The organism is Arenimonas sp. SCN 70-307 (assembly GCF_001724815.1).
GTDB lineage: Bacteria > Pseudomonadota > Gammaproteobacteria > Xanthomonadales > Xanthomonadaceae > Arenimonas.
In genome coordinates this window covers 1-18,055 of sequence record NZ_MEDO01000007.1, presented here as the reverse complement: position 1 = coordinate 18,055, position 18,055 = coordinate 1, and the positions used below count along the sequence as shown (strand labels likewise).

Below are 18,055 nucleotides of genomic sequence, written 5' to 3'. Positions count from 1 at the left end.
TGTCCGTCAGGCCGCGGCCTTGAACCAGGCCGCTTCGGCGGCCGGCGTCGACTTCGACGATTCGCGCAGCTCGCGCAACATTCCCAGCACCTGGCGGTGCACGCCCTGCAGGCCCGCGTGCGGCGTCTGCCGCGTCTCGTGGTAGACCACGGCCAGCCACAGCGCCGCGCTGCGCAGGCGCAGCTGGATCGAGCGGTCGCGGCAGCGCCTGGCGGCCGTGCTGGCCACCGGGCTCCAGGGCCGGTACATCATCGATTCGCTGCAGCCGTGCCAGTGCGGCTGGGGCAACACGGCGGCCGCCTGGATCTCGGCCAGGGTCTGGTCCGCGGTGGCCTTGCGCTGGGCGACGTCCATCGCCCGGATGGCCTTGGCGACCGCCTTGGCCTGGCGTTGCAGCATCATCTGGCGCGCCTGCGCCAGGAACGTAACCATGATTTCCATTCCAACCTACCTCGCCGAAAAGTTCGGTGCGGTAGATCGCTCCCCCTGACGGCGATCTCTCCGTCCCTGCACCGGCGGAGCGCACCGGGCAGCGCCCCGTTTATGGCGCAAAACGTGACGCCTGTCAGGTTCCTTGAGCGGAAATGTGAACTACCTCACAGTTCTGGCACCAGCCGCAGCTGGTGGCGGGCCTCGCCGGGCAGGAAGGGCGAGGGCTCGCCGCGCACCCAGTCGGCATGGCCGGCCCCCCAGAACGGCGACATCGGGTGGCCGCTCTGGCCGCCGGGCATGTGCGCGAAGCCCTCGGCCTCGCGGCCGGGCGAAACCACCATGCGCTCGCTGGCGCCGAAGCCCGGGCCCTGCACCAGCGGCATGTTGCCGTCGCCGCGCAGCGGCTCGGCCGGCATGCACAGCAACTTGCCCAAAGGCCCCAGCGCGCCGGCCAGCGGGTGGCAGATGGCGGCGGTGTTGCGCTCGCCCCAGGTACGTTCGGCCAGCGGGCCGCGTTCCTCCAGCTGGGCGCGGATGTCGCGCGCGGCGTCGGCCAGCAGCGACTCCCAGCTGTCGAACTTGCGCGGCAGCAGGTGCGCGGGCCGCTGCTGCACCAGCGGCCAGGCGAAGGACTCGGCCTGGGGCAGGTCGGGCATCACGAAGGCCTCGCCCAGCGCGGCCTGGGCCGGCGCCATCAGGCCGTTGCTGATGCGCTCGATCACCGCCAGCCGCCAGGCGCGCACGATGCGGTAGTCGGCGGCATCCACGCTGGCGCGGCCGGTCCAGTTCGCGCTGGCCTCGGCGAGCGCACGCAGGTCGCTGTTCGGGTTGCGCCCGGCCTCGGCCTGCAGCAGCGCGTGCCAGCGCTGCAGGAACAGGGCGCGGTCGTCGAGCTGCAGGGCCAGCAGGTCGGCCTCGGTGAACCGGGGCGTTTCCCGCAGGACATCGCGGATCTGGCGCGCGCGGGCGCCGTTGGCGTAGCCGGCATCGCCGATGATCGCCAGCGCCTCGCCGTCGACCACGCGGGCGTTGGCGGTCCACAGCACGCCGTCGGCCGGGTCGACCACGCTGGGGTTCTCGGTGGGCGGCAGCCAGCCGGTCCAGCGGCAGGCCTGCTCCACGCGCAGCGGCGCGCGCGGCTGGCAGTCGCCGCTGCGCTGGGGGATCTGTCCGGTGATGCGCCAGGCGATGCGGCCGCTGCGGTCGGCCATCACCAGGTTCTGCGCCGGGATGCCGGCCTCGTCGGCCACCGCCAGGCCCTCGTCGAGGCCGCCGGCGCGGGCGAGGTGGGCCAGGCCGAAATTGAGCGAGCCCGGCAGCTGCGCCGTCCAGCGCAGCGCCAGCGCGCTGCCGTCGTCCAGGTCCACGGTGATCGGGCCCCAGCGCGTCTCGCGCACCTTCAGCTCCACCGGCTCGCCGCCCTTGACCGCGATCCACTCGCTGTCGGTGCGCAGCGCGGCCTCGCCCCCGGGCACGCGGTACTTGAGGCGCTCGGCGTCGGTGAACTCGACGCGGTAGAAGTCCAGCCAGTCGCCGTAGCTGTTGGTGAAGCCCCAGGCCACGTGGCCGTTGCTGCCGACGATGACGGCCGGGATGCCGGGCAGGGTGAAGCCCGACACATCGACCTGGCCGCCCGGCGCGCGGGCGTCGGGGTAGCGCAGGCGGGCGCGGAACCAGATGTTCGGCGCGCGCAGGCCCAGGTGCATGTCGTTGGCGACGATGGCGCGGCCGTCGGCGGTGCGGCTGCCGGCCACGGCGAAGTTGTTGCTGCCCGGGGCGGCCGGCTCCGACACCGCGTAGTCGCCGTTCTCCTCGGGCATCGGCAGCTCGCGCAGGTCCACCTGCTCCGGGCCGGGCAGCACGGCATTGCCGCGCGGCCCGCCCACCAGCGGCGCGTCCCACTCGCTGCCGTCCACGGCGATCAGGTCGTACAGCGCCGGCGGCACCACCTCGCGGATGCGCCACAGCGCCAGTTCGCGCGAGTTCGACTCGTCCTGCAGGTCGAAGAACATGGCGTAGCCGGCGAGCATCGTGTCTTCCAGCGTCCAGGGCTCGGGCTGGGCGCGCAGCAGCAGGTACGGCCAGGGGCGGGCCTGGAGCGCCAGCAGGCCGTCGTTGACGCCGTCGCGGTAGGCCTCGAGCGCGGCCAGGTGGCCGTCGGTGGCCTGGCCCAGGTGCTCGGCCAGGCGGGCGCGCAGGCGGTGGACGCGGATTTCCTTGTCGCGCTCGATGGCGATCGGCCCGAACAGGGCCGAGAGCTCGCCGGCGGCCGAGCGCCGCAGCAGGTCCATCTCGAAGTAGCGCTCCTGGGCGTGCACGAAGCCCAGGGCCCGGGCGGCATCGGCCTCGTTGGCCGCCTCGAGGGTGGCGATGCCGCGTTCGTCGCGGCTGACCAGCACCGGCGCCGACAGGCCCGCGAGCTGCAGCTCGCCCTCGAGCGCGGGCAGGCTGACGCGCATGGCCCAGAGGCCGGCGAACATCGCCAGCACGGCCAGGATGACGAGGACGGCCAACAGGCGGACGGTGAGGCGAACGGCCTTGCGCATGCAGCGGCTCCGGACGGGGTCGACAGCGCCCAAGAATGGCCGAAGCGGCGGGCGGCCGCCACGATTTTTGCCCATTGCCGCCGTGTGCACGTTTGCCTAAAGTCGCATCGGCCCGATCGGGCCGTCCTCAGGGGAAAACATGAATCCGAGATCCATCCGCCGGGCGTGGCCTGCGGCCGCGCTGCTGGCCTGCGTCGCGCTTACCGGTTGCGCCACCACCTATACCGACGCCACCAACCCGCTGAACCTGGCGGGCGGTTATTACGACGAGCCGGGCCCGGGCAAGCTGGTGACCGTGGGCTTCGCCGCCAACGGCTACACCAATGCCGAAACCGTGCGCCGCTACGTGCTGCGCCGCGCCTGCGAAGTGGTGCAGGAGGGCGGCAAGGGCCACTTCCTGGCCTACACCTCGCTTGAACACGCCGCGGCCGGCCTGCCGGTGGGCGAAGACCTGGGCATCCACGCCCTGGGTGGCAAGCCGTTCTCGCACATCTACGTGCTGCCGCTGGACGAACCCCGCAAGGGTTCGCTCAATGCCGCCGAGGTGCTCGAGCGCGTGACGGCCGAAATGGCCAGGAAGGAGGGCTGAGCATGCGCAACTTCAAACTGCTGGCGGCGCTGCCGCTGCTGCTGCTCTCCGGCTGCGTGGTGCTGCCGACCTACGTGGCCAAGCCCGACGAGCCGATGGCCACCGTGCAGGGCCTGAATTTCCCGTCGCCGGCCTTCTGCGCCGATGGCGTGGGCTACCAGGCCAAGCCCGACAAGGAAGGCCGTTTCCAGGTGCCGGCCGGCAGCCGCGTCTCGCTGTACTCGAGCGTGCAGCTGTACGACTACAACGTCACCTACTCGTGCTACCCGGGCGCCAGCGCGGTGTTCGCCCCGCAGGGCAGCTACTTCGCCTCGATCGTGCTCAGCTCCACCGGCTGCCGCGTGGACCTGGTGCGCGAGGATGACGCCACCGACACCGGCCTGGCCACCGAGCCGACCAACAACGTGCCGATCTGCAATCCCTGGGCCAAGACGTCGCAAAAGCCCAAGGACGCCAAGGCCAAGTAAGCCTAGAAACTCGATCCGGGCTGCTTCAGGAACTCGAGCTCCTCGGCCGTGGATTCACGGCCGAGGAGGGCGTTGCGGTGCGGGTAGCGGCCGAAGCGGTCGATGATGGCCTTGTGGCGCAGCTCGAAGTCGAGGTTCTCCGCCGGGGCGTGCTCGCGATAGAGCGCCTCGGCCTGCTCGTGGATGCGCGGCGACTCGCTGTGCATGTAGGGCAGCAGCAGGAAGCTGCGCTCGACCGGCGACAGCGCCGCCAGCGCCCCGGCGGCCACGGCCTCCTGGGCCAGGCCCAGCGCCAGCGGGTCGCAGGCAAAAGCCGCCGGCGTGCCGCGGTGGATGTTGCGCGGGAACTGGTCGAGCACGATCACCTCGGCCAGGCGACCGCGGGGGTCGCTGCGCCAGCCCTGCAGTTCGCAGGCCGCGGCCTGCCGCAGCAGGCCTTCGAAGCGATCGCGGATGAGCGCGTCGAAGGCCGGGTCCACCTTCCACCAGCGCTCGGGCGGGGTCTGCACGAACCAGAAGTCGAGCACGTCCGCGGGCTGCATGGTCATTCGGCCTGCGCGGCGATTTCGCGCTTGAGGCGCCGGTCGAGCAGCACGAAGCCGAAGGGCACCACCGAGCTGAGCAGGGCCAGCAGCCAGGCGCCCACCGACCACTTGCGCAGGTGGCTGACCACCAGCGAGGCCAGCACGTAGGCCAGCCAGAGCACGCCGTGGGTCATGCCCACGGGCCAGACGAAATCGTGGCCGAACTGGTACTTGGCCGGCATGGCCATGAACAGCAGCACCAGCAGCGACAGGCCCTCGACCAGGCTGAGCAGGCGGAAGGACTTGAGCATGGCTCAGTTGCCCCGCGGCGCGAACACGGCCTGGAGCTTGGCCTCGTCTAGGTACTTCTCGAAGGCGCCGATGTTGCCGGCCACGTCCTTGTGGTTCATCAGTTCCTGCATGGCGATCTGGCCCAGGTGCTGGAAGGGCAGCTTCATGGCTTCGGTGCCGCCGATGGTGGCCAGCGCCTTCATTTCTTCCGCGCAGTCTTCGGTGACCAGGCGCATGAACAGCGCGGCCAGCTCACGCGAGGTCTGCTCGTGGTCGGCCGGCGTGGCGCTAGAATAGCCGGCGATTTCCGGGTGGCCGGCCAGCGCCAGGAAGATCCACTTGCCCAGAAGCTTGCGGTCCTTGCCGGTGGTGTTGTCCGAGAAGCAGGACTGGCTGGCTTCCACCACCGGGTTGGCGGCGGACGGCGCGGGCGCGAGGGAAACGGCCAGCGCGACGGCGGCGGCGAGGGTGGCGAAAGGCTTCATGCAGTGGTTCCCCTGGGGTGTTGTTTGAAGATTGCGGCCACTTTGGCCGCGCGGGTGCGGGCTGTAAAGGCTCAGGCCCCGCGTTGGTGACCGATCAGGCGGTGGATGGCCGACCAGGCCAGCGCCGCCGCACCCGCCGACAGCGTCAGCACGGTGAGCCCCATCCAGAGCGTGCCGCGGAGGCCTTCGAAGTTCAGGGCCAGGTTGCCGGCGAGCAGGAGCGAGACCGGCAGCCAGGCCAGTGCCAGCGCGAGCGCGCCGATGGCGAGGCGCCGCGCCAGGCTGCCGGGGCGGGCGATGAGCACGGCGGCGGCGGGCCAGGCGGCGAAGGTGATGGCCGCAAGCAGGTTGCCCGCCGGCAGGCCACCCGGCAGGTTTCCTTCGAGCAGTTCGTAGCGGCCGGCGAGCAGGGAGATCCAGCCGAGGGGCAGGAGCACGAGCGCGGCGATGGCGAGGCGGCGCATCATCCCATCGGCCCCTCGAGCCGGCCCGAGTGCACCAGCCAGGCAAAAAGGCCGATGTTGATCGCCACGGTCATCCAGAAAACCGACTGGAAGGGCTGCTTGATGGTCTTGTGCCGGAACTGCTGCTGCGCGACCAGCGCCCCCGGCCAGCCGCCGAACACGCTGGCCAGATGCAGCGTGGCCTCCGGGATGCGCCGCGCGCCCCGGCCGGCCGCCGATTTGTCGAAGAAGTACATCGCGTAGGCCACGAGGCTGGCGATGCCGTAGGCCAAGGCCAGGGGCTGGGGCAGGGCGCCGAAGAATCCCAGCGCGCCGGCCGCGGCCAGCGCCACGAGGCCCATCGCGGCGCGAGGCAGCTTCGAAGGCGTGCGCGGCGCCTCCACCTTCTGCCCAGCCAGCTTCAGTTGCCTGGCCTGCAGCCGCCCGCGGTCGTCCTTGCCGGGCAGGTAAGAAACCAGGTCGCCCTGCACCGGCCGGCGCGTACCGCGCGGGAACTCGCTGATGTGCACGAACGCTCGGTCGCCGCCGCCGTTGGGTACGACGAAGCCAAAGCCTTTGTCATCGTTCCATTCGGTGATCCGGCCGGCGAGGCGGATGGCTTTGCTCATGGGCTGGCGTGGTCCTTAGCTGGCGCTCGAGAGCTTCAATCCCACGATACCGGCCACCACCAGCACGATGCTGATGATGCGCAGGGTGGAGGCGGGTTCCTTGAACAGGATCATGCCCGCGATGGCGGCGCCCACGGCGCCGATGCCCACCCAGATGCCGTAGGCCGTGCCCAGCGGGATCTCGCGCATGGCCAGGCTCAGCAGGTAGAAGCTGCCGGCCATCGCCACGCCGGTGAGCAGGCTGGGCACCAGCCGGGTGAAACCTTCGGTGTATTTCAGGCCCACGGCCCAGCCCACTTCCAGCAGGCCGGCCAGCACGAGGAAAAACCAGTTCATCGATCGTCTCCCGAGGTGCAGGGCCGTCCCTGCGGTTGGATGACGCGCCCGGGTCGTCCCGGGGCCGGGATCAATCTAACCGTTCCCATTCATTCGCCCAGCCGGGCGATGTCGGAAACCAGTCCCTTGAATACCCGGGTGTAAGGGTAGGCGGACCGGTCGATGACCTCGATCTCATAAAGCCCGCCGCTGCCCGGCGGAATGGTGACGAACACCACCTCGTCGGTACGGGTGAACGGACGCGTCTCGAGGCGGGCGCGGAATGGTTGCTCGTCGCGGCGCTCGATGCTGACCTGGTAACGCAGGGCCGACCAATCCTCCTGGCGGGGCTTGGGCAGGTGGATGATGAAGTGGGAGTCCTCCCAGACCTCGGCCACCGGCGCGATGGCCGCGCCGTCGATGACCTGCGGTGCGGGCGGTGCAACCCATCGGTCCACGGCGAGGGCCGGGCCGGCGGCCAGGAGCAGTGCGAGGGTCAATGCCTTCATTCAAAACTCACGTTCAAGTTCGCGGACGCTGTCGTCGTCAACCTTAAGCCATCCCTCGGCGCCGGGCGAGTCCAGGCGGACCCACCACTCGACGACGGGTTCGCGGAGCAGTTCGAAACGATCCGGATCGTTGGCCGGGCAGTCGCTGGCTTCCAGCAAGACGCCTTCGATTCGGACGAAGCATGTCCCCTCGGCACGGTCCTGGAGGTAGTCGAGGGTTTGCGAAGGCCCTACGGTGAGCCGGGCGGTGGGAACATCGGTGGCGTAGTAGTCGTCCCTGGAAACGGCGCGGGATCCTGCGAAGCGGCGTCCCTCAAGCGCGCTGGCCGCACGGGCGCGCAGTAGGCCATGCCGGGTCGTCACATACCGTGTCTCGACGAAGCAGAGCCGGTCCCCGGGCTTGGTGCGTACCCGGGAGATATCCTTCGACGATGTGGACGGGGCCGCTTTCAGCCCGAGCGAGTCTCCCTTGGCGACCAGCACCGGCGTGCCCTCTCCTGGCCACAGATCGGTCGAGAACACGGCCTTGGGCGCCGGGTCCCCGCCTCCGGGAAGGCTGGGGAAGTGGGTTCGAAACCGGTACCGGAAGACTTCCTTGCCTTCAAAGGAGCAACTGCCTTCGCTGAGCAGGGGTTCGTCGCTGGGAGGCCGAATGCCGAAGGTGAAGTACTGCGGGTTGAAGAAGTGGCCCTCGGAGCCCTCCAGCGGCAGGGTGAACTCCTGGCGCTTGCTGTCCCTTGCGAACTCCTCGGCCGGATTGCCGAAGGTGGTGGGGCGTGACTGTTCAGTGGTGCACTCAAGCTCAATGCCGGGCTTTGCGCCGCGGTAATCGAACTCAAAGCCGGCCCAGGTGCAAAGCCTGTCCTCGCCGTTGTAGCGGCAACGGCCCTGGTCCGTGACGAGGATCTCTTCGGTGACATGGCAGATCCAACCGCGCGTGTCCTCCCGGACATCGGTGTTGGTGCAGGCCAAGCCGGCACGGAAGTTGGAAATCTTAAGCGCCGTTGCCGGGGATGGGGCGGAAATGGCGAGCAGTGGGATCAACAGGAGGCGCATGGGATACCTGTTTCGGAGGTGTGTGCTGATCATTTCTTTGGCCTCAACCGGGCCCTCCACTCCACAAGCAGGGTACAAAGGAAAGCAGCAAAGGCGCCAGCTGCCCCAATTGCCGCAGATGGCTCAGCGCCAAGCGTCACCATGAAGGAGAGCAAACTGGTGCAAACGCCCAGCATCACAGGGACCAGGAACCGAAAGGCGACGCCCGCCCATTTCGAGTCAGTCGCGACTGTGCGGGCCGATGCCGCTGCGTAACCAGTGACCAAGGCAGGAGCGCCTGCGTAGATATAGGCAGCGGGGAAAAGTATGGGCAGCCACCGCCCAAGTTCCATCCTGGACGGTGGATCTCCAGCGACGTGGATCCAGAGCAGACTGAACAACACGCCCAAGGGCGGACCCAGGACCCCGAAGAGCATGACCTGCTTCCAGGTTGGGTAGCTATGAGCCTGCATCGTGGCCCGGCCGGAGGCTAGCACCCGACATCCCCAGTCGCGCTCAAGGTTTCGGAGCGGCCGTCTTTGTCAACCGTGAACTCGGCTGAGTATCGTGTCACTTCACAGGACTCATCTTCCTGGGGGCAGGTCCAAGTGACTGTGTAGCGCGCCCTTACCGTTACTTCACCCGAAGTAAACGTTCTCTCAGCGACATCCCCGACGTCACGGAGTTCACCCTGCGCTTCGACCAGCGTTAGTTCCATGTCGGAACCGTCAATGTTCATGAGGACCCTGGACTCGTCGTACTCCGCCAAAAACACCAAGCCATTCCCGAGCGCGGGCGCTGATGCACTCCATGAACATCCGTCGATTGCATGCTGATCTTTCAGCGGCGCCATCAGGTGTGCGGCTCCTGCGGCGGTGAGGCCGGCAGTACCGAGGGAAAGCCCAGCTATCGAGAGAGCTGTGAGAATTCGCATGGCAGGTTAGCTGACAGTTTGGGTGGGTCCGTGCCGAAGCAGGCCGCGTGGGCGATAGGTCAGGTCTCAGTTGAGCGGCCTGTCGGTAAAGCCGATGGATTGCCCACCCCGCGGTTGGATGACGCGCCCGGGTCGTCCCGGGGCCGGGATCAATCTAACCGTTCCCACTGGTGTTGGCAGGCGGCGCATTCGCAGAGCGACTCGCGGGTGGGGAAGGTGGCCGAGCCCGCGAGGAAGACCGCGACGGCCAGCAGTTTGTTCGAACCGGGCACCCGGCGGCGGATGTCCTCGCTGCCGCAGGCCGGGCAGTGCGGGGCGGCTTCGCCGACGTGCAGTTCCAGCTCGCGCTCCAGCTCGCCGCTGGTGTAGGCCGCCACGAGGGCGAGGGCCTCCCCGGCCTGCTCGTCGGGTACCTGCACGCGGACCCCGCCCAGGGCGGTCGAGAGCGGATAGTTGGCGGTTACATGGTGCTCGTCGGCTACGGTGGCCGAGAACCCGGCCGACTCGAGCAGGGCGCGCACGATGTGCGCCTCCGAGGGTTCGAAATAGCGTGCGATGGTGGTGGGCATGGGTCGGGCTGGTAACCGATGGGCCTCAGGGCGTCCTGACCCGGAGTTCCGAGATGACGGAATGTGCCGCGTGGAATAGCGGTGAAAGGCGATCGCGCTGATAGCCGAGTTCCTGCTCGGGCGCGGTGTAGGAGCGGATGCCGTCAAAGGTCAGGAAGTAGAAGGTCGTGTGGCCCTGCGCCGGCGGGGGCGTGGAAGACGCCGGCGCCGCCGACTCAAGGAACTGGTTGGCCGACATGAGCAGCTCGCCGCTGGCCTTGCGCACAGGCGCGTGCTCACCACCCCCGAGGATTCCCCCGCCATTGCTGAAGTAGAGGCTGGTGGTGCCATCCGCGAGAGCGACCAGGGTGTAGTAACCCCCTTCCATGCCCGTTTCCATCACCAGGCCCCAGACCGGGCCGGGGGAGGTGTCCTCGCTGAGGCCGAGCTCCTCCGGAGAAAGGCGCAACACCATCGCGCGCAGGTCTGCCGTGGCCTGAGCGTGGGCTGTGTCAGGTGTCTGGGCGGCAGCAGGGAGAATGCCGAGGATGGAAATTAGTGCGGCAAGGATCCTTCTCATGCGGTTCGATTCCTGAGCTTATCCGCGCGCTGCGGGCGCGTCGGACTGAAGAATTGGTTGGACCTGGAATCAGCCGAGGAGGCCGCGCCGATACAGGCGACTTGCGTACACCAAGGCTAGCGCGATTGCCAGTTGAATGATTGGTCAGGCGCTCACTGAGCCGCCGACTCCAGAAAGGACGCGAGCTTGCGGGCCTCTGCCTTGGAAAGTGAGATTGGCATCATTTGGTAGCTCGCTACTGATTTTGCTACGAGCTCAAGCCCGACGGTTTTGTCTCCAGTGTCAGCGCCTAGCTTATGGATCTTTACGACCATTCGAACCAGGGCGCCCTTCGACGCTGACACTTCCCCAACCGTAGCAATGATGGGCGCGCCGAACATCGCGCCCCTGAGCCCACCATTCTTTATGGCTTTGTACACAAAAGCGCCAATGACGAACACGAAAACAGCGCCGAAAAGATAGCGAAATACTTCATCTGGAGTCATATGGAATGCGCCTAAAGTTGGAGTTGACCAGTACGCCCTGCCGGTGCGTGTCCGTTCCGAACAGGCCGTTAGACCGAAAGCGTGCGACGTTCGACACTGATGCCCCCTCGCTCCTCAAGTGAAAAGCACTGGCCATGCATAAGGCGCGGTTCCGACCTTACGTACATCCGGTACCCTGTGGCGCGCAAGGATATCTCGCCTTCCTGGCATTCGAATCGGAAAAGGTGGTCCGTCAATGCGCCGTTTGGCGTGGGCTTAGGCTCCTCTCGATGGAGATCTGCCACTTCAATGACGCCCTGCTGGGATTCAATGTCAAAAGTGACGTCGTAGGCGTTTTCGAACACCATCGTCACTGGCGCCACCCAGAACCTGAAGTAGGTCTCGCCTGGTCCCGGATGTACCCACTCAAAGATATAGTCCAGATCCATCGCGAATTCGAACCTCTCTTCGTCCGCCGCCATCGCCCACACTCGTGAGTCATGCCAGCCCATGACCTCGAAATCAGCGTCAGTCCAAAGTGGTTTCTCGAGATGGTAGGGCTCGGTCATTGCCGTCCAACGCCTGAGTTAAGCCGCGTGCCGATGGCGCGTCAGCGTGAATGATCCGTTAGGCCTTGTCGTCATGGCCCATAGCCGGATTCTTCGGAAGTGGCTCAAATAAAACAATAAGAAGCGTGGCGATGGGGCCTGGCAGAAGCGAAACAGACCGCCGGTTGAGGCTGCTGCGGCCCTTGCCTTGGGCGAGGCCTGCGTTGATGAGTGAAAGCGTGCCCCAACCGACAAAGAAGCCAGGAGAACCGGGATTTTCCATCTGTAGTACGACTCCGCACTTTGTGGCCTGGTGCCTGGGTTATGCCGCGCCGAAGGCTTCGGGTTGAATTATCGGTTAGTTGCCGCGTCCGGGTTCTTGCGGAATTCCGACAAGAACAGTACCAGTGGGTGTAGCGCCTCACGATCTTTGAGAAGTTCGCCAAGCCGGCGCTTTCCAAACTTCCGATGCAAAACAGCCAAGCCCTGGCGCAAAGGATCTTGGGATGCCAGCGCAGGCTCGATCCCTTCGTGGACTATGGCCCAGCAGGCTTCCTTGAAGTCCCATGCCCTCAGTTCTCCGTAGCCAGCCAAGGCGTCCTTGTGCGACTCGCGATGATCAGGGTTCGGATAGTAAACCGACCAATCGCAGAAATTGGCGATCTCCTTGCCGTCGATTGCGATCCAGCCGCGACCGGATCGAGAGCGCTCATGGTGCCTGGTGACGTGGACGGACACTCGGTCGCGGATTTCCTCCGCGAACTCGGCTTCAACGCGAGACCTCAATTCTGACCAGCGCATCGTGAGGCACCTATCGCCTGAGTTAAGCCGCGCCGTGGGCGTCAGCTTGAATGAGTGGTTAGGCCTTAGCCTACACCGGGCACGCGATCCGAACAGACTCCACACGTTCGGCGCTAACGGACAACTCAATCCAACAGTCGGTGGTCGTTGAGTACTGCGCCAGGAAGCGGGAACCCCCTTGCTTGGTAATGCGTGCACGCCCCATCGCCTTCGGAATCTTGTCGAAAGCCATGCCGGGGCATGCGCCGGATGGGGTGCAGTATTGCGGGGCGTTACTAAAGATTTCACCAACACCCTCCTGCGGATCAATCAGAACCATGATCCCGCCAGACTCAAGCTTTATGGACAGGTGGTTGTCTGGGTGTTCGGTTCGTACTGATTGGCCAAGTACAGACGCTGCGTCGGCCTCCGAGTCTCCAATAGCAACCCCGCCGAGCGAAAGTTCGTTACTGGATAATGGGGGCTCCGCGACAACCGCGCATGATGTTGCGGTCAGAGCGAGCAGCAGTGTGAGTGAAGCAGCTTTCATGAGCCCTAACGCCTGAGTTCAGCCGCGTACCGAAGGCGCGTCGGCTTGATTGATGGGTTAGGCCTCGCGCCATGACGGCGCGCACCCTTCGGGAAGATCAACGGCTTCGTACCGCCCGCCATCGTTTGATTCGCTAGCGACGAACCTTTTGATCTGGATTACTTCGGCAGTGCGTAGATTGAAAAGTATATCCAAGCTGGAGTTGTAGGATCGAGCTTCGTTGCGGCTAGGCTCATAGAACTTGACGCTAATGTAGTAGGGAAGCGTCGACTCTCTGTGGTACCAGGATCCCGTGACCAAAACATCATCCAGTTTCTCCGCGCGGATAAGACGGGTCACGCAAGAGGGGAGGCGATTGAGTCGATCGCCTGACCCGAAGGTCACAGTAGGTGAGTCGCTGCCTAGTCCAGATATTTCCAAGGAGACTCGTCCGAATGACGCAGGAATCTCAGGAATAGAACCGTTCTGATCAATTGATAGGATGCGGTCTTGATGAGCATGTGCGCTGCCACTCAGCAGAGCCAAGACCAGTAGCACGAAGCGAGTTCTATTCATGAGGCCTAGCGCCTGATTTGAGCCGCGCCGAAGGCGTCGGCTTGAATGATTAGTTAGGCCTCATGGCTGACAGGCCACGGCCAACGAAGTAATTGTGCCGCCTTGTGCTGAGACTTGCAGCCAGCAGTGAGTTGCGGCTGGCTGGTACTCAAGCAATGCCACGCTGTTCCTGACGGCAACGCTGGCCGCACCGTACAGCTTTGTGGCGTGCGCCACAGGCATGCCGGGGCAGAGCCCTGACGGAGTGCACAACGCGGTGCCGCTAGCGCGTAGCGCGAAAACCCGACGCTCGACGCCTGGCGCGGCCTGCTCCAGCCAACCGACTGTAACGACTAGACCGGGATAGCGAAGCTCCATGCCCTCACCGGTATCGACGCGTTCGCTAGGCTCACCAAGCAGCTCAACGACGCTTGTCTCGGTCTCTCCCGCCGCCACGCCGCCGAGGCTGAGCTCTGACGCCTTAAACTCGCACGCAGATGCGGGCAGTGAGAAGAGAACAAGGGCCGCCGTGATGTATCGCATGAGGCCTAACGCCTGAATTAAGCCGCGCCGCGAAGCGGCGTCGGCTTGAATGAATTGTTAGGTGCCAAGGCTAGCAACTGCGAACATGAAAGCAACTGAGCCCGCGCCAAGCAAGCCATAGGTAGCCCAAAGGGGCATGCCCTGACCAAACGAGAAGGCGACGTACCCCTCCCGGGGGTCTCTGCCGGAGAGGATGGACACTACAAAGATGGCTAGTAGCGGCAAGACCGACCCCAGACCGAAGCCAAGCCCAAGCGGACGCCAGTCTGTGCTCTCAAAGTCTCCGATCCGGTACAGAGCGACTCCGAAGATGAGGCCAAGGAAGAAAAGAGTGTTGGCCGTCCAGATAGCGGGACGATGCTGCCGAAGAAGTGCGTCGCGTGACTTGCCGTTGTGTCTAGCAGGCAGCCGACGAGCCCAGCGAGAGGTGAGCCAGGTAGCGATGATGCCACCAGCCAAGCCGCTAAGAACTGGACGTAACGACTCAAACTCCATTGGCACCTAACGCCTGAGTTAAGCCGCGTGCCGGAGGCACGTCGGCTTGAATGAGTAGTTAGGCGGTTTAGCCGCCAAGCTTGTAGCGTAGCTTCTTTGAGAGCTTGTTGAGCAATGGGATGTCGCCGGTGGCGGAATCTAGCTCCCGCGTGCGAGAGCACGTATGGAGAAGATAGGGCTGCTTCGACGTCGTGTAAATGAGCAGAGCCGTTCCTGGCTCAGGCACCACGCCGTCGCCCATGAAAGTGACTGATTCTGAAGCTGTGGTCTCAAGAATCTGCCCGACAGCCATGTCGCCCTTCCAGACCTGCAGGACTCTAACCTTGGCAGTTGGCGCCTCGCCAGCCTGGGATATCTCAAGCACGTACGCTGAGAAGACATATTTCGATTCTTCAAACGCTGCGCGAACCTGCGTGCGCTGGCCTCCCTGTGGCCAACATGTGGTCGCACAGGCGGGACCTGACGCCAGAAACAAAACCGCGAGAAGAGTGAGAGCCTTCTTCATGCCCGCCTAACGCCTTAGTTAAGCCGCGCCGAAGGCGTCGGCTTGAATGAATAGTTAGGCCGCATGCCGCCGCTCCCAACAAATAAACCGCGCATTTGAAGTGCAACTCATTGCCTCAATAACAGCCCTGTCGCGAAACTCCGGCAGCCGCTTTGAGTACTCATCGAGTGCTTCGGGGTCGCCTGTTGCGCCCTGTGGGTAAGTGCAGTGCTTGTCTGTGCCTTCGAGCAGCCACCATACGTCTGCACCCCAAGGCCCACTGTCGTTGGTTTCGATAGCAACGCAGTTGATCTCATGCCAGGAGATCGACTGAATGGTGCCATCCGGATAGGTTGAGGAGATGTGCTCATCATCGAATCGTACGACTACCGCCCGCTCAAACATAACCGCCTCAGCGCGTTCCTTGCGCTTCTGAGCAAGCCAGTTGGCGATCTTCTTGAACATGCGGCCTAACGCCTGAATTACGCCGCGCCGGGAAGCGGCGTCGGCTTGAGTGAATTGTTAGGCCACGCCCTCACGGCTTGCTGAACATGCGGGCGAAGTAGCTCTTACCCCAGTACGCCGCGAGGCGACGGGTGCTGAGAAAGAGTTCTTCTGTGGCCTGTGGGTTAGCCCGCTCGATGTCGGACCAGACAGACCTCGACGCAACGAAGATCGAGTAGCTGTCTCCATCAAGCGGACGAAATTGCCGCAGCTCGTACTCGGGTTGTATGGCGTGATTGATGCTGAGCAGGAGATTCTCTTGTGTCGCTCTTGATGAAAGTGGAGCAGCCACCGGCGGCTTGTCGCGCACAAGTAGCTCGCAACTTGAGGTGGTTATGGGCCCTATGGTGAGGTATCCAACCGGGAGGAAGGCAGCAATGGCAGCGACAATCTCGGCAGGCCCATCTCGCCAGTCAATGACGGCACAGTTCTCCGCGTCGCCGAACAGAGCAATGGCCTCTTCGTCGCCTTCTAGCACACGGTGGAGAAGCGGTTGGTTCATGCGTGCGTGGCCTAACGCCTGAGTTAAGCCGCGTGCCGAAGGCACGTCGGCTTGAATGATGAGTTAGGCCTATGGCTGGGCGACCGCGCTACCTGCGCGAGTGTCGACTTGCCAGCTGGCCACGATTTTGCCACCTATGCTGTAGGTGACCAGAAAGGTATGGGTGGTGTCCAGAACCCCGGGCTCGAAAGGACGCTTCACCGACCAGGTGCGCTCCTTCGTATCGCTCCACCAAGAATCTGGAGTATCTAGCTCCCGAATTCTCGCCTGTTGCGTGTCCAGAACGATTCGCAGAGCGACGCTCGGCGAGGCATCCGGGTAAGGCTCTGCGTGGGTTGGCGCCGTCACAAGCGCAAGGAGACCCAGAAGTGCAAGGCTGGCTGATGAATGAGGCACGACGGTCTCCCGCTTAGGCCTAACGCCTGAGTTAAGCCGCGTCGCGGAGCGATGTCGGCTTGAATGAATTGTTAGGTGCCAAAGCTGGAGAGCCTGATTTGCCCGATTGACCCATAGCCGCCCATTGAAGCGATAGAAACAGGTACTGAGATCGTTGGGGCCCGCAGCAACGACCACCGAGAATGCAGCCATTGGATGGCACAGTCCGTCAAAGCATCTGACACCGAGAAGGTGTCTTCGCCAGGAGACATCACCGGAAGCGGTGGCTCGAAGCCGTCAGGGGTCATGACCGTTCCAAGTAGCTCTGCTGTTTCCGAAATGGACTGGTTGAGAACATAGAGATTGGGTCCGGACAAGTGGACACGCACGGTAAGAAACCCCTCGCCGTCCTGATCTACGTGGACGCCGACCGTTACTTCTTTGGTCTCCCTCGGAAGGCGCTTGAGCGTAGCCTGGAGGCGATCGGCGATCTGGTCAGCGCGCGAGTCGAGGACAGCTGCTACCTCACGACAGTAGTGATCTTGGTCCATGGCACCTAACGCCTAAGTTAAGCCGCGCCGAAGGCGTCGGCTTGAATGATGAGTTAGGCCTCGCGGCCGGTGTTGATGGCCAATGTATAAACAAAAGCAATCGGCCAGGCAAACATGCATGCAATAAACCAACGCCAGCTACCCTGTAGGTGCGCCCGATACATGCCTAGGAACCAGGTTGCAATTGCGCCGCCGGCAACCGCGAGGGAAAGCAGCTTCTCATGCAGATACATCTCCTCGCCGCTAAGTCCCCAGTCCACAGCTCGCTCCTGGCCGAGAAGAATCAGCGACCCCAGGTACGCGAAGGCGATAAGGAAAAGCAGCAGGCCGATCTTTGGGATGGGATTGGACTTGAACATGAGGCCTAACGCCTGAGTTAAGCCGCGTTCCGAAGGCACGTCGGCTTGAATGATGAGTTAGGCCTTAAACCGACGAACAACGGACACCAGTGCCGGTTCTGCAATTTCTCGGGCCCATTTCGAAGCGGATTCTATCTCGGGCTGGAGACGGGCGAGCGCGGTTCTGTCCCAATGCGCCCTCACTACTCCAACAGGCAATGCGTCGATCTCACTGCTGATGATCAGGAACGCCTTTGCATCTTCATCCCCTGGCTCAAGCTCAGCCGCTGCCAGGAGCGCAGATAGCCTGTGACAGGCTTCAAGCAATTCCGCCTGGCCACAGAGAACGTCCGCAGCAAGGTTTCCCGCCTCGGCGCGGACACCTGCGATGTACTCGGCGTGCGACATTCTTTCCATTCGAGGCCTAACGCCTGAGTTAAGCCGACCCACGCAGTGGGTTCGGTTTGAATGATTTGTTAGGCCTATGGCCCATGACAAGGCATGGGCGGTAAAGCCGCGCCTGCCTCCAGGTAAGAGTAAACCTCCATCCGCGCCAGTTTCCACTCTCCGCCTGATCTACGAAAGCTGTACCGCGCATCCGCAGCGCCTTCTTCGGGGCCGAGCACGACGGACACTTGGTCGGGACCGTCAAATGCGGGAATGCTGTATGTGAGTCCCGATTGCGCAAGAAGTTCTGCAGCGGGCAGCACGCGCCATCCGGCTTCTTGAATCTCCTCAAGGCCGCACGGAATGACTCTGGTGTGTTCGACCGTGTCCCCGTCCGGGCTGAATTCTTCAACAACCCAGAGATCTGGGTGCGCACGCGAAAAAAGAAACGTCGGCTCCACTTGCATCTTCTGGAATGCAGTAGTGAAATCTTCTGGTTCGCTTCCACTCGGCTGGGGCGAACACGCGGCCAAGGCTAACAGGCTAGTTCCAACTACATGGCGAATTCGCATACGCCTAACGCCTGAATTAAGCCGCGCCGCGAAGCGGCGTCGGCTTGAATGAATTGTTAGGACTCACGCCCGGGAGCTCCATGCATGACCTCCTGATAGAT

General features: G+C 64.1%; 25 protein-coding genes. 2 read left to right on the top strand and 23 right to left on the bottom strand.

Going from position 1 to position 18,055, the window contains the following annotated elements:
- Positions 1 to 6 precede the first annotated feature (6 nt).
- Positions 7 to 432 carry a hypothetical protein gene (locus tag ABS41_RS04050; RefSeq protein WP_290591018.1) on the bottom strand — a complete coding sequence of 142 codons (426 nt, stop codon included), beginning with the start codon at positions 430 to 432 and terminating at the stop codon, positions 7 to 9.
- A 164-nt stretch (positions 433 to 596) separates the two neighbouring features.
- On the bottom strand, positions 597 to 2,978 hold the full coding sequence (locus ABS41_RS04045) for a penicillin acylase family protein (protein WP_290591015.1): 2,382 nt from the start codon (positions 2,976 to 2,978) through the stop codon (positions 597 to 599).
- Positions 2,979 to 3,117: 139 nt separating this feature from the next.
- Here ABS41_RS04045 and ABS41_RS04040 point away from each other — a divergent pair, with 139 nt between their 5' ends.
- The gene (locus ABS41_RS04040; RefSeq protein ID WP_290591012.1) at positions 3,118 to 3,567 is read left to right on the top strand and encodes a hypothetical protein; all 450 of its coding nucleotides are present in this window, start codon (positions 3,118 to 3,120) and stop codon (positions 3,565 to 3,567) included.
- Positions 3,568 to 3,569: 2 nt separating this feature from the next.
- Positions 3,570 to 4,034 (top strand): hypothetical protein, encoded by a 465-nt coding sequence (locus ABS41_RS04035; RefSeq protein ID WP_290591009.1) that lies wholly within the window; start codon positions 3,570 to 3,572, stop codon positions 4,032 to 4,034.
- Between the two features lie 2 nt (positions 4,035 to 4,036).
- On the opposite strand, the gene ABS41_RS04030 is transcribed toward ABS41_RS04035, so the two are convergent.
- The 21 genes from ABS41_RS04030 to ABS41_RS03930 all read right to left on the bottom strand — a co-directional run bounded on the left by ABS41_RS04030 (position 4,037) and on the right by ABS41_RS03930 (position 17,849).
- Positions 4,037 to 4,576: a DUF924 family protein gene (locus ABS41_RS04030; RefSeq protein WP_290591006.1), complete on the bottom strand. Its 540-nt coding sequence runs from the start codon at positions 4,574 to 4,576 to the stop codon at positions 4,037 to 4,039.
- A 2-nt stretch (positions 4,577 to 4,578) separates the two neighbouring features.
- Complete coding sequence (locus tag ABS41_RS04025; RefSeq protein WP_290591003.1) at positions 4,579 to 4,869, bottom strand: DUF3817 domain-containing protein; 291 nt, start codon at positions 4,867 to 4,869, stop codon at positions 4,579 to 4,581.
- A gap of 3 nt (positions 4,870 to 4,872) precedes the next feature.
- Positions 4,873 to 5,334, bottom strand: coding sequence for a hypothetical protein (locus tag ABS41_RS04020; RefSeq protein ID WP_290591000.1), 462 nt, complete (start codon positions 5,332 to 5,334; stop codon positions 4,873 to 4,875).
- Positions 5,335 to 5,405: 71 nt separating this feature from the next.
- The gene (locus ABS41_RS04015) at positions 5,406 to 5,801 is read right to left on the bottom strand and encodes a hypothetical protein (protein WP_290590997.1); all 396 of its coding nucleotides are present in this window, start codon (positions 5,799 to 5,801) and stop codon (positions 5,406 to 5,408) included.
- Positions 5,798 to 6,406 (bottom strand): DUF1294 domain-containing protein, encoded by a 609-nt coding sequence (locus ABS41_RS04010; protein WP_290590948.1) that lies wholly within the window; start codon positions 6,404 to 6,406, stop codon positions 5,798 to 5,800. The genes ABS41_RS04015 and ABS41_RS04010 overlap by 4 nt, the downstream gene beginning before the upstream one ends.
- Positions 6,407 to 6,421: 15 nt before the next feature.
- Positions 6,422 to 6,742, bottom strand: coding sequence for a quaternary ammonium compound efflux SMR transporter SugE (sugE, locus tag ABS41_RS04005; RefSeq protein WP_290590945.1), 321 nt, complete (start codon positions 6,740 to 6,742; stop codon positions 6,422 to 6,424).
- Between the two features lie 89 nt (positions 6,743 to 6,831).
- Positions 6,832 to 7,230: a hypothetical protein gene (locus ABS41_RS04000; RefSeq protein WP_290590942.1), complete on the bottom strand. Its 399-nt coding sequence runs from the start codon at positions 7,228 to 7,230 to the stop codon at positions 6,832 to 6,834.
- A complete protein-coding gene (locus ABS41_RS03995) occupies positions 7,231 to 8,286 on the bottom strand; it encodes a hypothetical protein (RefSeq protein ID WP_290590939.1) in 1,056 nt (351 codons plus the stop codon).
- A 1,062-nt stretch (positions 8,287 to 9,348) separates the two neighbouring features.
- Positions 9,349 to 9,768, bottom strand: a complete 420-nt coding sequence (locus ABS41_RS03990) for a DUF2007 domain-containing protein (RefSeq protein WP_290590936.1) — start codon at positions 9,766 to 9,768, stop codon at positions 9,349 to 9,351.
- 25 nt (positions 9,769 to 9,793) lie between these two features.
- Complete coding sequence (locus tag ABS41_RS03985; protein WP_290590933.1) at positions 9,794 to 10,327, bottom strand: hypothetical protein; 534 nt, start codon at positions 10,325 to 10,327, stop codon at positions 9,794 to 9,796.
- A 152-nt stretch (positions 10,328 to 10,479) separates the two neighbouring features.
- Complete coding sequence (locus ABS41_RS03980) at positions 10,480 to 10,812, bottom strand: hypothetical protein (protein ID WP_290590930.1); 333 nt, start codon at positions 10,810 to 10,812, stop codon at positions 10,480 to 10,482.
- A gap of 68 nt (positions 10,813 to 10,880) precedes the next feature.
- Positions 10,881 to 11,360 carry a hypothetical protein gene (locus tag ABS41_RS03975; protein WP_290590927.1) on the bottom strand — a complete coding sequence of 160 codons (480 nt, stop codon included), beginning with the start codon at positions 11,358 to 11,360 and terminating at the stop codon, positions 10,881 to 10,883.
- Between the two features lie 58 nt (positions 11,361 to 11,418).
- Positions 11,419 to 11,622, bottom strand: coding sequence for a hypothetical protein (locus ABS41_RS03970; protein WP_290590924.1), 204 nt, complete (start codon positions 11,620 to 11,622; stop codon positions 11,419 to 11,421).
- Between the two features lie 68 nt (positions 11,623 to 11,690).
- Positions 11,691 to 12,140, bottom strand: a complete 450-nt coding sequence (locus tag ABS41_RS03965) for a hypothetical protein (RefSeq protein WP_290590921.1) — start codon at positions 12,138 to 12,140, stop codon at positions 11,691 to 11,693.
- A 2,168-nt stretch (positions 12,141 to 14,308) separates the two neighbouring features.
- Positions 14,309 to 14,746: a hypothetical protein gene (locus tag ABS41_RS03960; protein WP_290590918.1), complete on the bottom strand. Its 438-nt coding sequence runs from the start codon at positions 14,744 to 14,746 to the stop codon at positions 14,309 to 14,311.
- 54 nt (positions 14,747 to 14,800) lie between these two features.
- Entirely contained in the window at positions 14,801 to 15,190 is a 390-nt protein-coding gene (locus ABS41_RS03955; protein WP_290590915.1) for a hypothetical protein, read from the bottom strand.
- A gap of 70 nt (positions 15,191 to 15,260) precedes the next feature.
- Positions 15,261 to 15,731 carry a hypothetical protein gene (locus ABS41_RS03950; RefSeq protein ID WP_290590912.1) on the bottom strand — a complete coding sequence of 157 codons (471 nt, stop codon included), beginning with the start codon at positions 15,729 to 15,731 and terminating at the stop codon, positions 15,261 to 15,263.
- A 467-nt stretch (positions 15,732 to 16,198) separates the two neighbouring features.
- Entirely contained in the window at positions 16,199 to 16,657 is a 459-nt protein-coding gene (locus tag ABS41_RS03945; protein WP_290590909.1) for a DUF6389 family protein, read from the bottom strand.
- Between the two features lie 53 nt (positions 16,658 to 16,710).
- A complete protein-coding gene (locus ABS41_RS03940; RefSeq protein ID WP_290590906.1) occupies positions 16,711 to 17,016 on the bottom strand; it encodes a hypothetical protein in 306 nt (101 codons plus the stop codon).
- A gap of 57 nt (positions 17,017 to 17,073) precedes the next feature.
- A complete protein-coding gene (locus ABS41_RS03935; RefSeq protein WP_290590903.1) occupies positions 17,074 to 17,403 on the bottom strand; it encodes a hypothetical protein in 330 nt (109 codons plus the stop codon).
- Between the two features lie 74 nt (positions 17,404 to 17,477).
- Complete coding sequence (locus tag ABS41_RS03930) at positions 17,478 to 17,849, bottom strand: hypothetical protein (protein ID WP_290590900.1); 372 nt, start codon at positions 17,847 to 17,849, stop codon at positions 17,478 to 17,480.
- Positions 17,850 to 18,055: the final 206 nt, after the last annotated feature.

Excerpts from the sequence above, each read along its gene's own strand:
- ABS41_RS03945 (WP_290590909.1), bottom strand. The coding sequence starts at position 16,657 with ATGGACCAAGATCACTACTGTCGTGAGGTAGCAGCTGTCCTCGACTCG.
- ABS41_RS04020 (WP_290591000.1), bottom strand. The coding sequence starts at position 5,334 with ATGAAGCCTTTCGCCACCCTCGCCGCCGCCGTCGCGCTGGCCGTTTCC.
- ABS41_RS04050 (WP_290591018.1), bottom strand. The coding sequence starts at position 432 with ATGGTTACGTTCCTGGCGCAGGCGCGCCAGATGATGCTGCAACGCCAG.
- ABS41_RS04000 (WP_290590942.1), bottom strand. The coding sequence starts at position 7,230 with ATGAAGGCATTGACCCTCGCACTGCTCCTGGCCGCCGGCCCGGCCCTC.
- ABS41_RS03985 (WP_290590933.1), bottom strand. The coding sequence starts at position 10,327 with ATGAGAAGGATCCTTGCCGCACTAATTTCCATCCTCGGCATTCTCCCT.
- ABS41_RS03975 (WP_290590927.1), bottom strand. The coding sequence starts at position 11,360 with ATGACCGAGCCCTACCATCTCGAGAAACCACTTTGGACTGACGCTGAT.
- ABS41_RS04010 (WP_290590948.1), bottom strand. The coding sequence starts at position 6,406 with ATGAGCAAAGCCATCCGCCTCGCCGGCCGGATCACCGAATGGAACGAT.
- ABS41_RS04015 (WP_290590997.1), bottom strand. The coding sequence starts at position 5,801 with ATGATGCGCCGCCTCGCCATCGCCGCGCTCGTGCTCCTGCCCCTCGGC.
- ABS41_RS04040 (WP_290591012.1), top strand. The coding sequence starts at position 3,118 with ATGAATCCGAGATCCATCCGCCGGGCGTGGCCTGCGGCCGCGCTGCTG.
- ABS41_RS03980 (WP_290590930.1), bottom strand. The coding sequence starts at position 10,812 with ATGACTCCAGATGAAGTATTTCGCTATCTTTTCGGCGCTGTTTTCGTG.
- ABS41_RS03995 (WP_290590939.1), bottom strand. The coding sequence starts at position 8,286 with ATGCGCCTCCTGTTGATCCCACTGCTCGCCATTTCCGCCCCATCCCCG.
- ABS41_RS03990 (WP_290590936.1), bottom strand. The coding sequence starts at position 9,768 with ATGCCCACCACCATCGCACGCTATTTCGAACCCTCGGAGGCGCACATC.
- ABS41_RS03930 (WP_290590900.1), bottom strand. The coding sequence starts at position 17,849 with ATGCAAGTGGAGCCGACGTTTCTTTTTTCGCGTGCGCACCCAGATCTC.
- ABS41_RS03965 (WP_290590921.1), bottom strand. The coding sequence starts at position 12,140 with ATGCGCTGGTCAGAATTGAGGTCTCGCGTTGAAGCCGAGTTCGCGGAG.
- ABS41_RS03950 (WP_290590912.1), bottom strand. The coding sequence starts at position 15,731 with ATGAACCAACCGCTTCTCCACCGTGTGCTAGAAGGCGACGAAGAGGCC.
- ABS41_RS03955 (WP_290590915.1), bottom strand. The coding sequence starts at position 15,190 with ATGTTCAAGAAGATCGCCAACTGGCTTGCTCAGAAGCGCAAGGAACGC.
- sugE (WP_290590945.1), bottom strand. The coding sequence starts at position 6,742 with ATGAACTGGTTTTTCCTCGTGCTGGCCGGCCTGCTGGAAGTGGGCTGG.
- ABS41_RS04035 (WP_290591009.1), top strand. The coding sequence starts at position 3,570 with ATGCGCAACTTCAAACTGCTGGCGGCGCTGCCGCTGCTGCTGCTCTCC.
- ABS41_RS03970 (WP_290590924.1), bottom strand. The coding sequence starts at position 11,622 with ATGGAAAATCCCGGTTCTCCTGGCTTCTTTGTCGGTTGGGGCACGCTT.
- ABS41_RS04030 (WP_290591006.1), bottom strand. The coding sequence starts at position 4,576 with ATGCAGCCCGCGGACGTGCTCGACTTCTGGTTCGTGCAGACCCCGCCC.
- ABS41_RS04045 (WP_290591015.1), bottom strand. The coding sequence starts at position 2,978 with ATGCGCAAGGCCGTTCGCCTCACCGTCCGCCTGTTGGCCGTCCTCGTC.
- ABS41_RS03935 (WP_290590903.1), bottom strand. The coding sequence starts at position 17,403 with ATGTCGCACGCCGAGTACATCGCAGGTGTCCGCGCCGAGGCGGGAAAC.
- ABS41_RS03940 (WP_290590906.1), bottom strand. The coding sequence starts at position 17,016 with ATGTTCAAGTCCAATCCCATCCCAAAGATCGGCCTGCTGCTTTTCCTT.
- ABS41_RS03960 (WP_290590918.1), bottom strand. The coding sequence starts at position 14,746 with ATGAAGAAGGCTCTCACTCTTCTCGCGGTTTTGTTTCTGGCGTCAGGT.
- ABS41_RS04025 (WP_290591003.1), bottom strand. The coding sequence starts at position 4,869 with ATGCTCAAGTCCTTCCGCCTGCTCAGCCTGGTCGAGGGCCTGTCGCTG.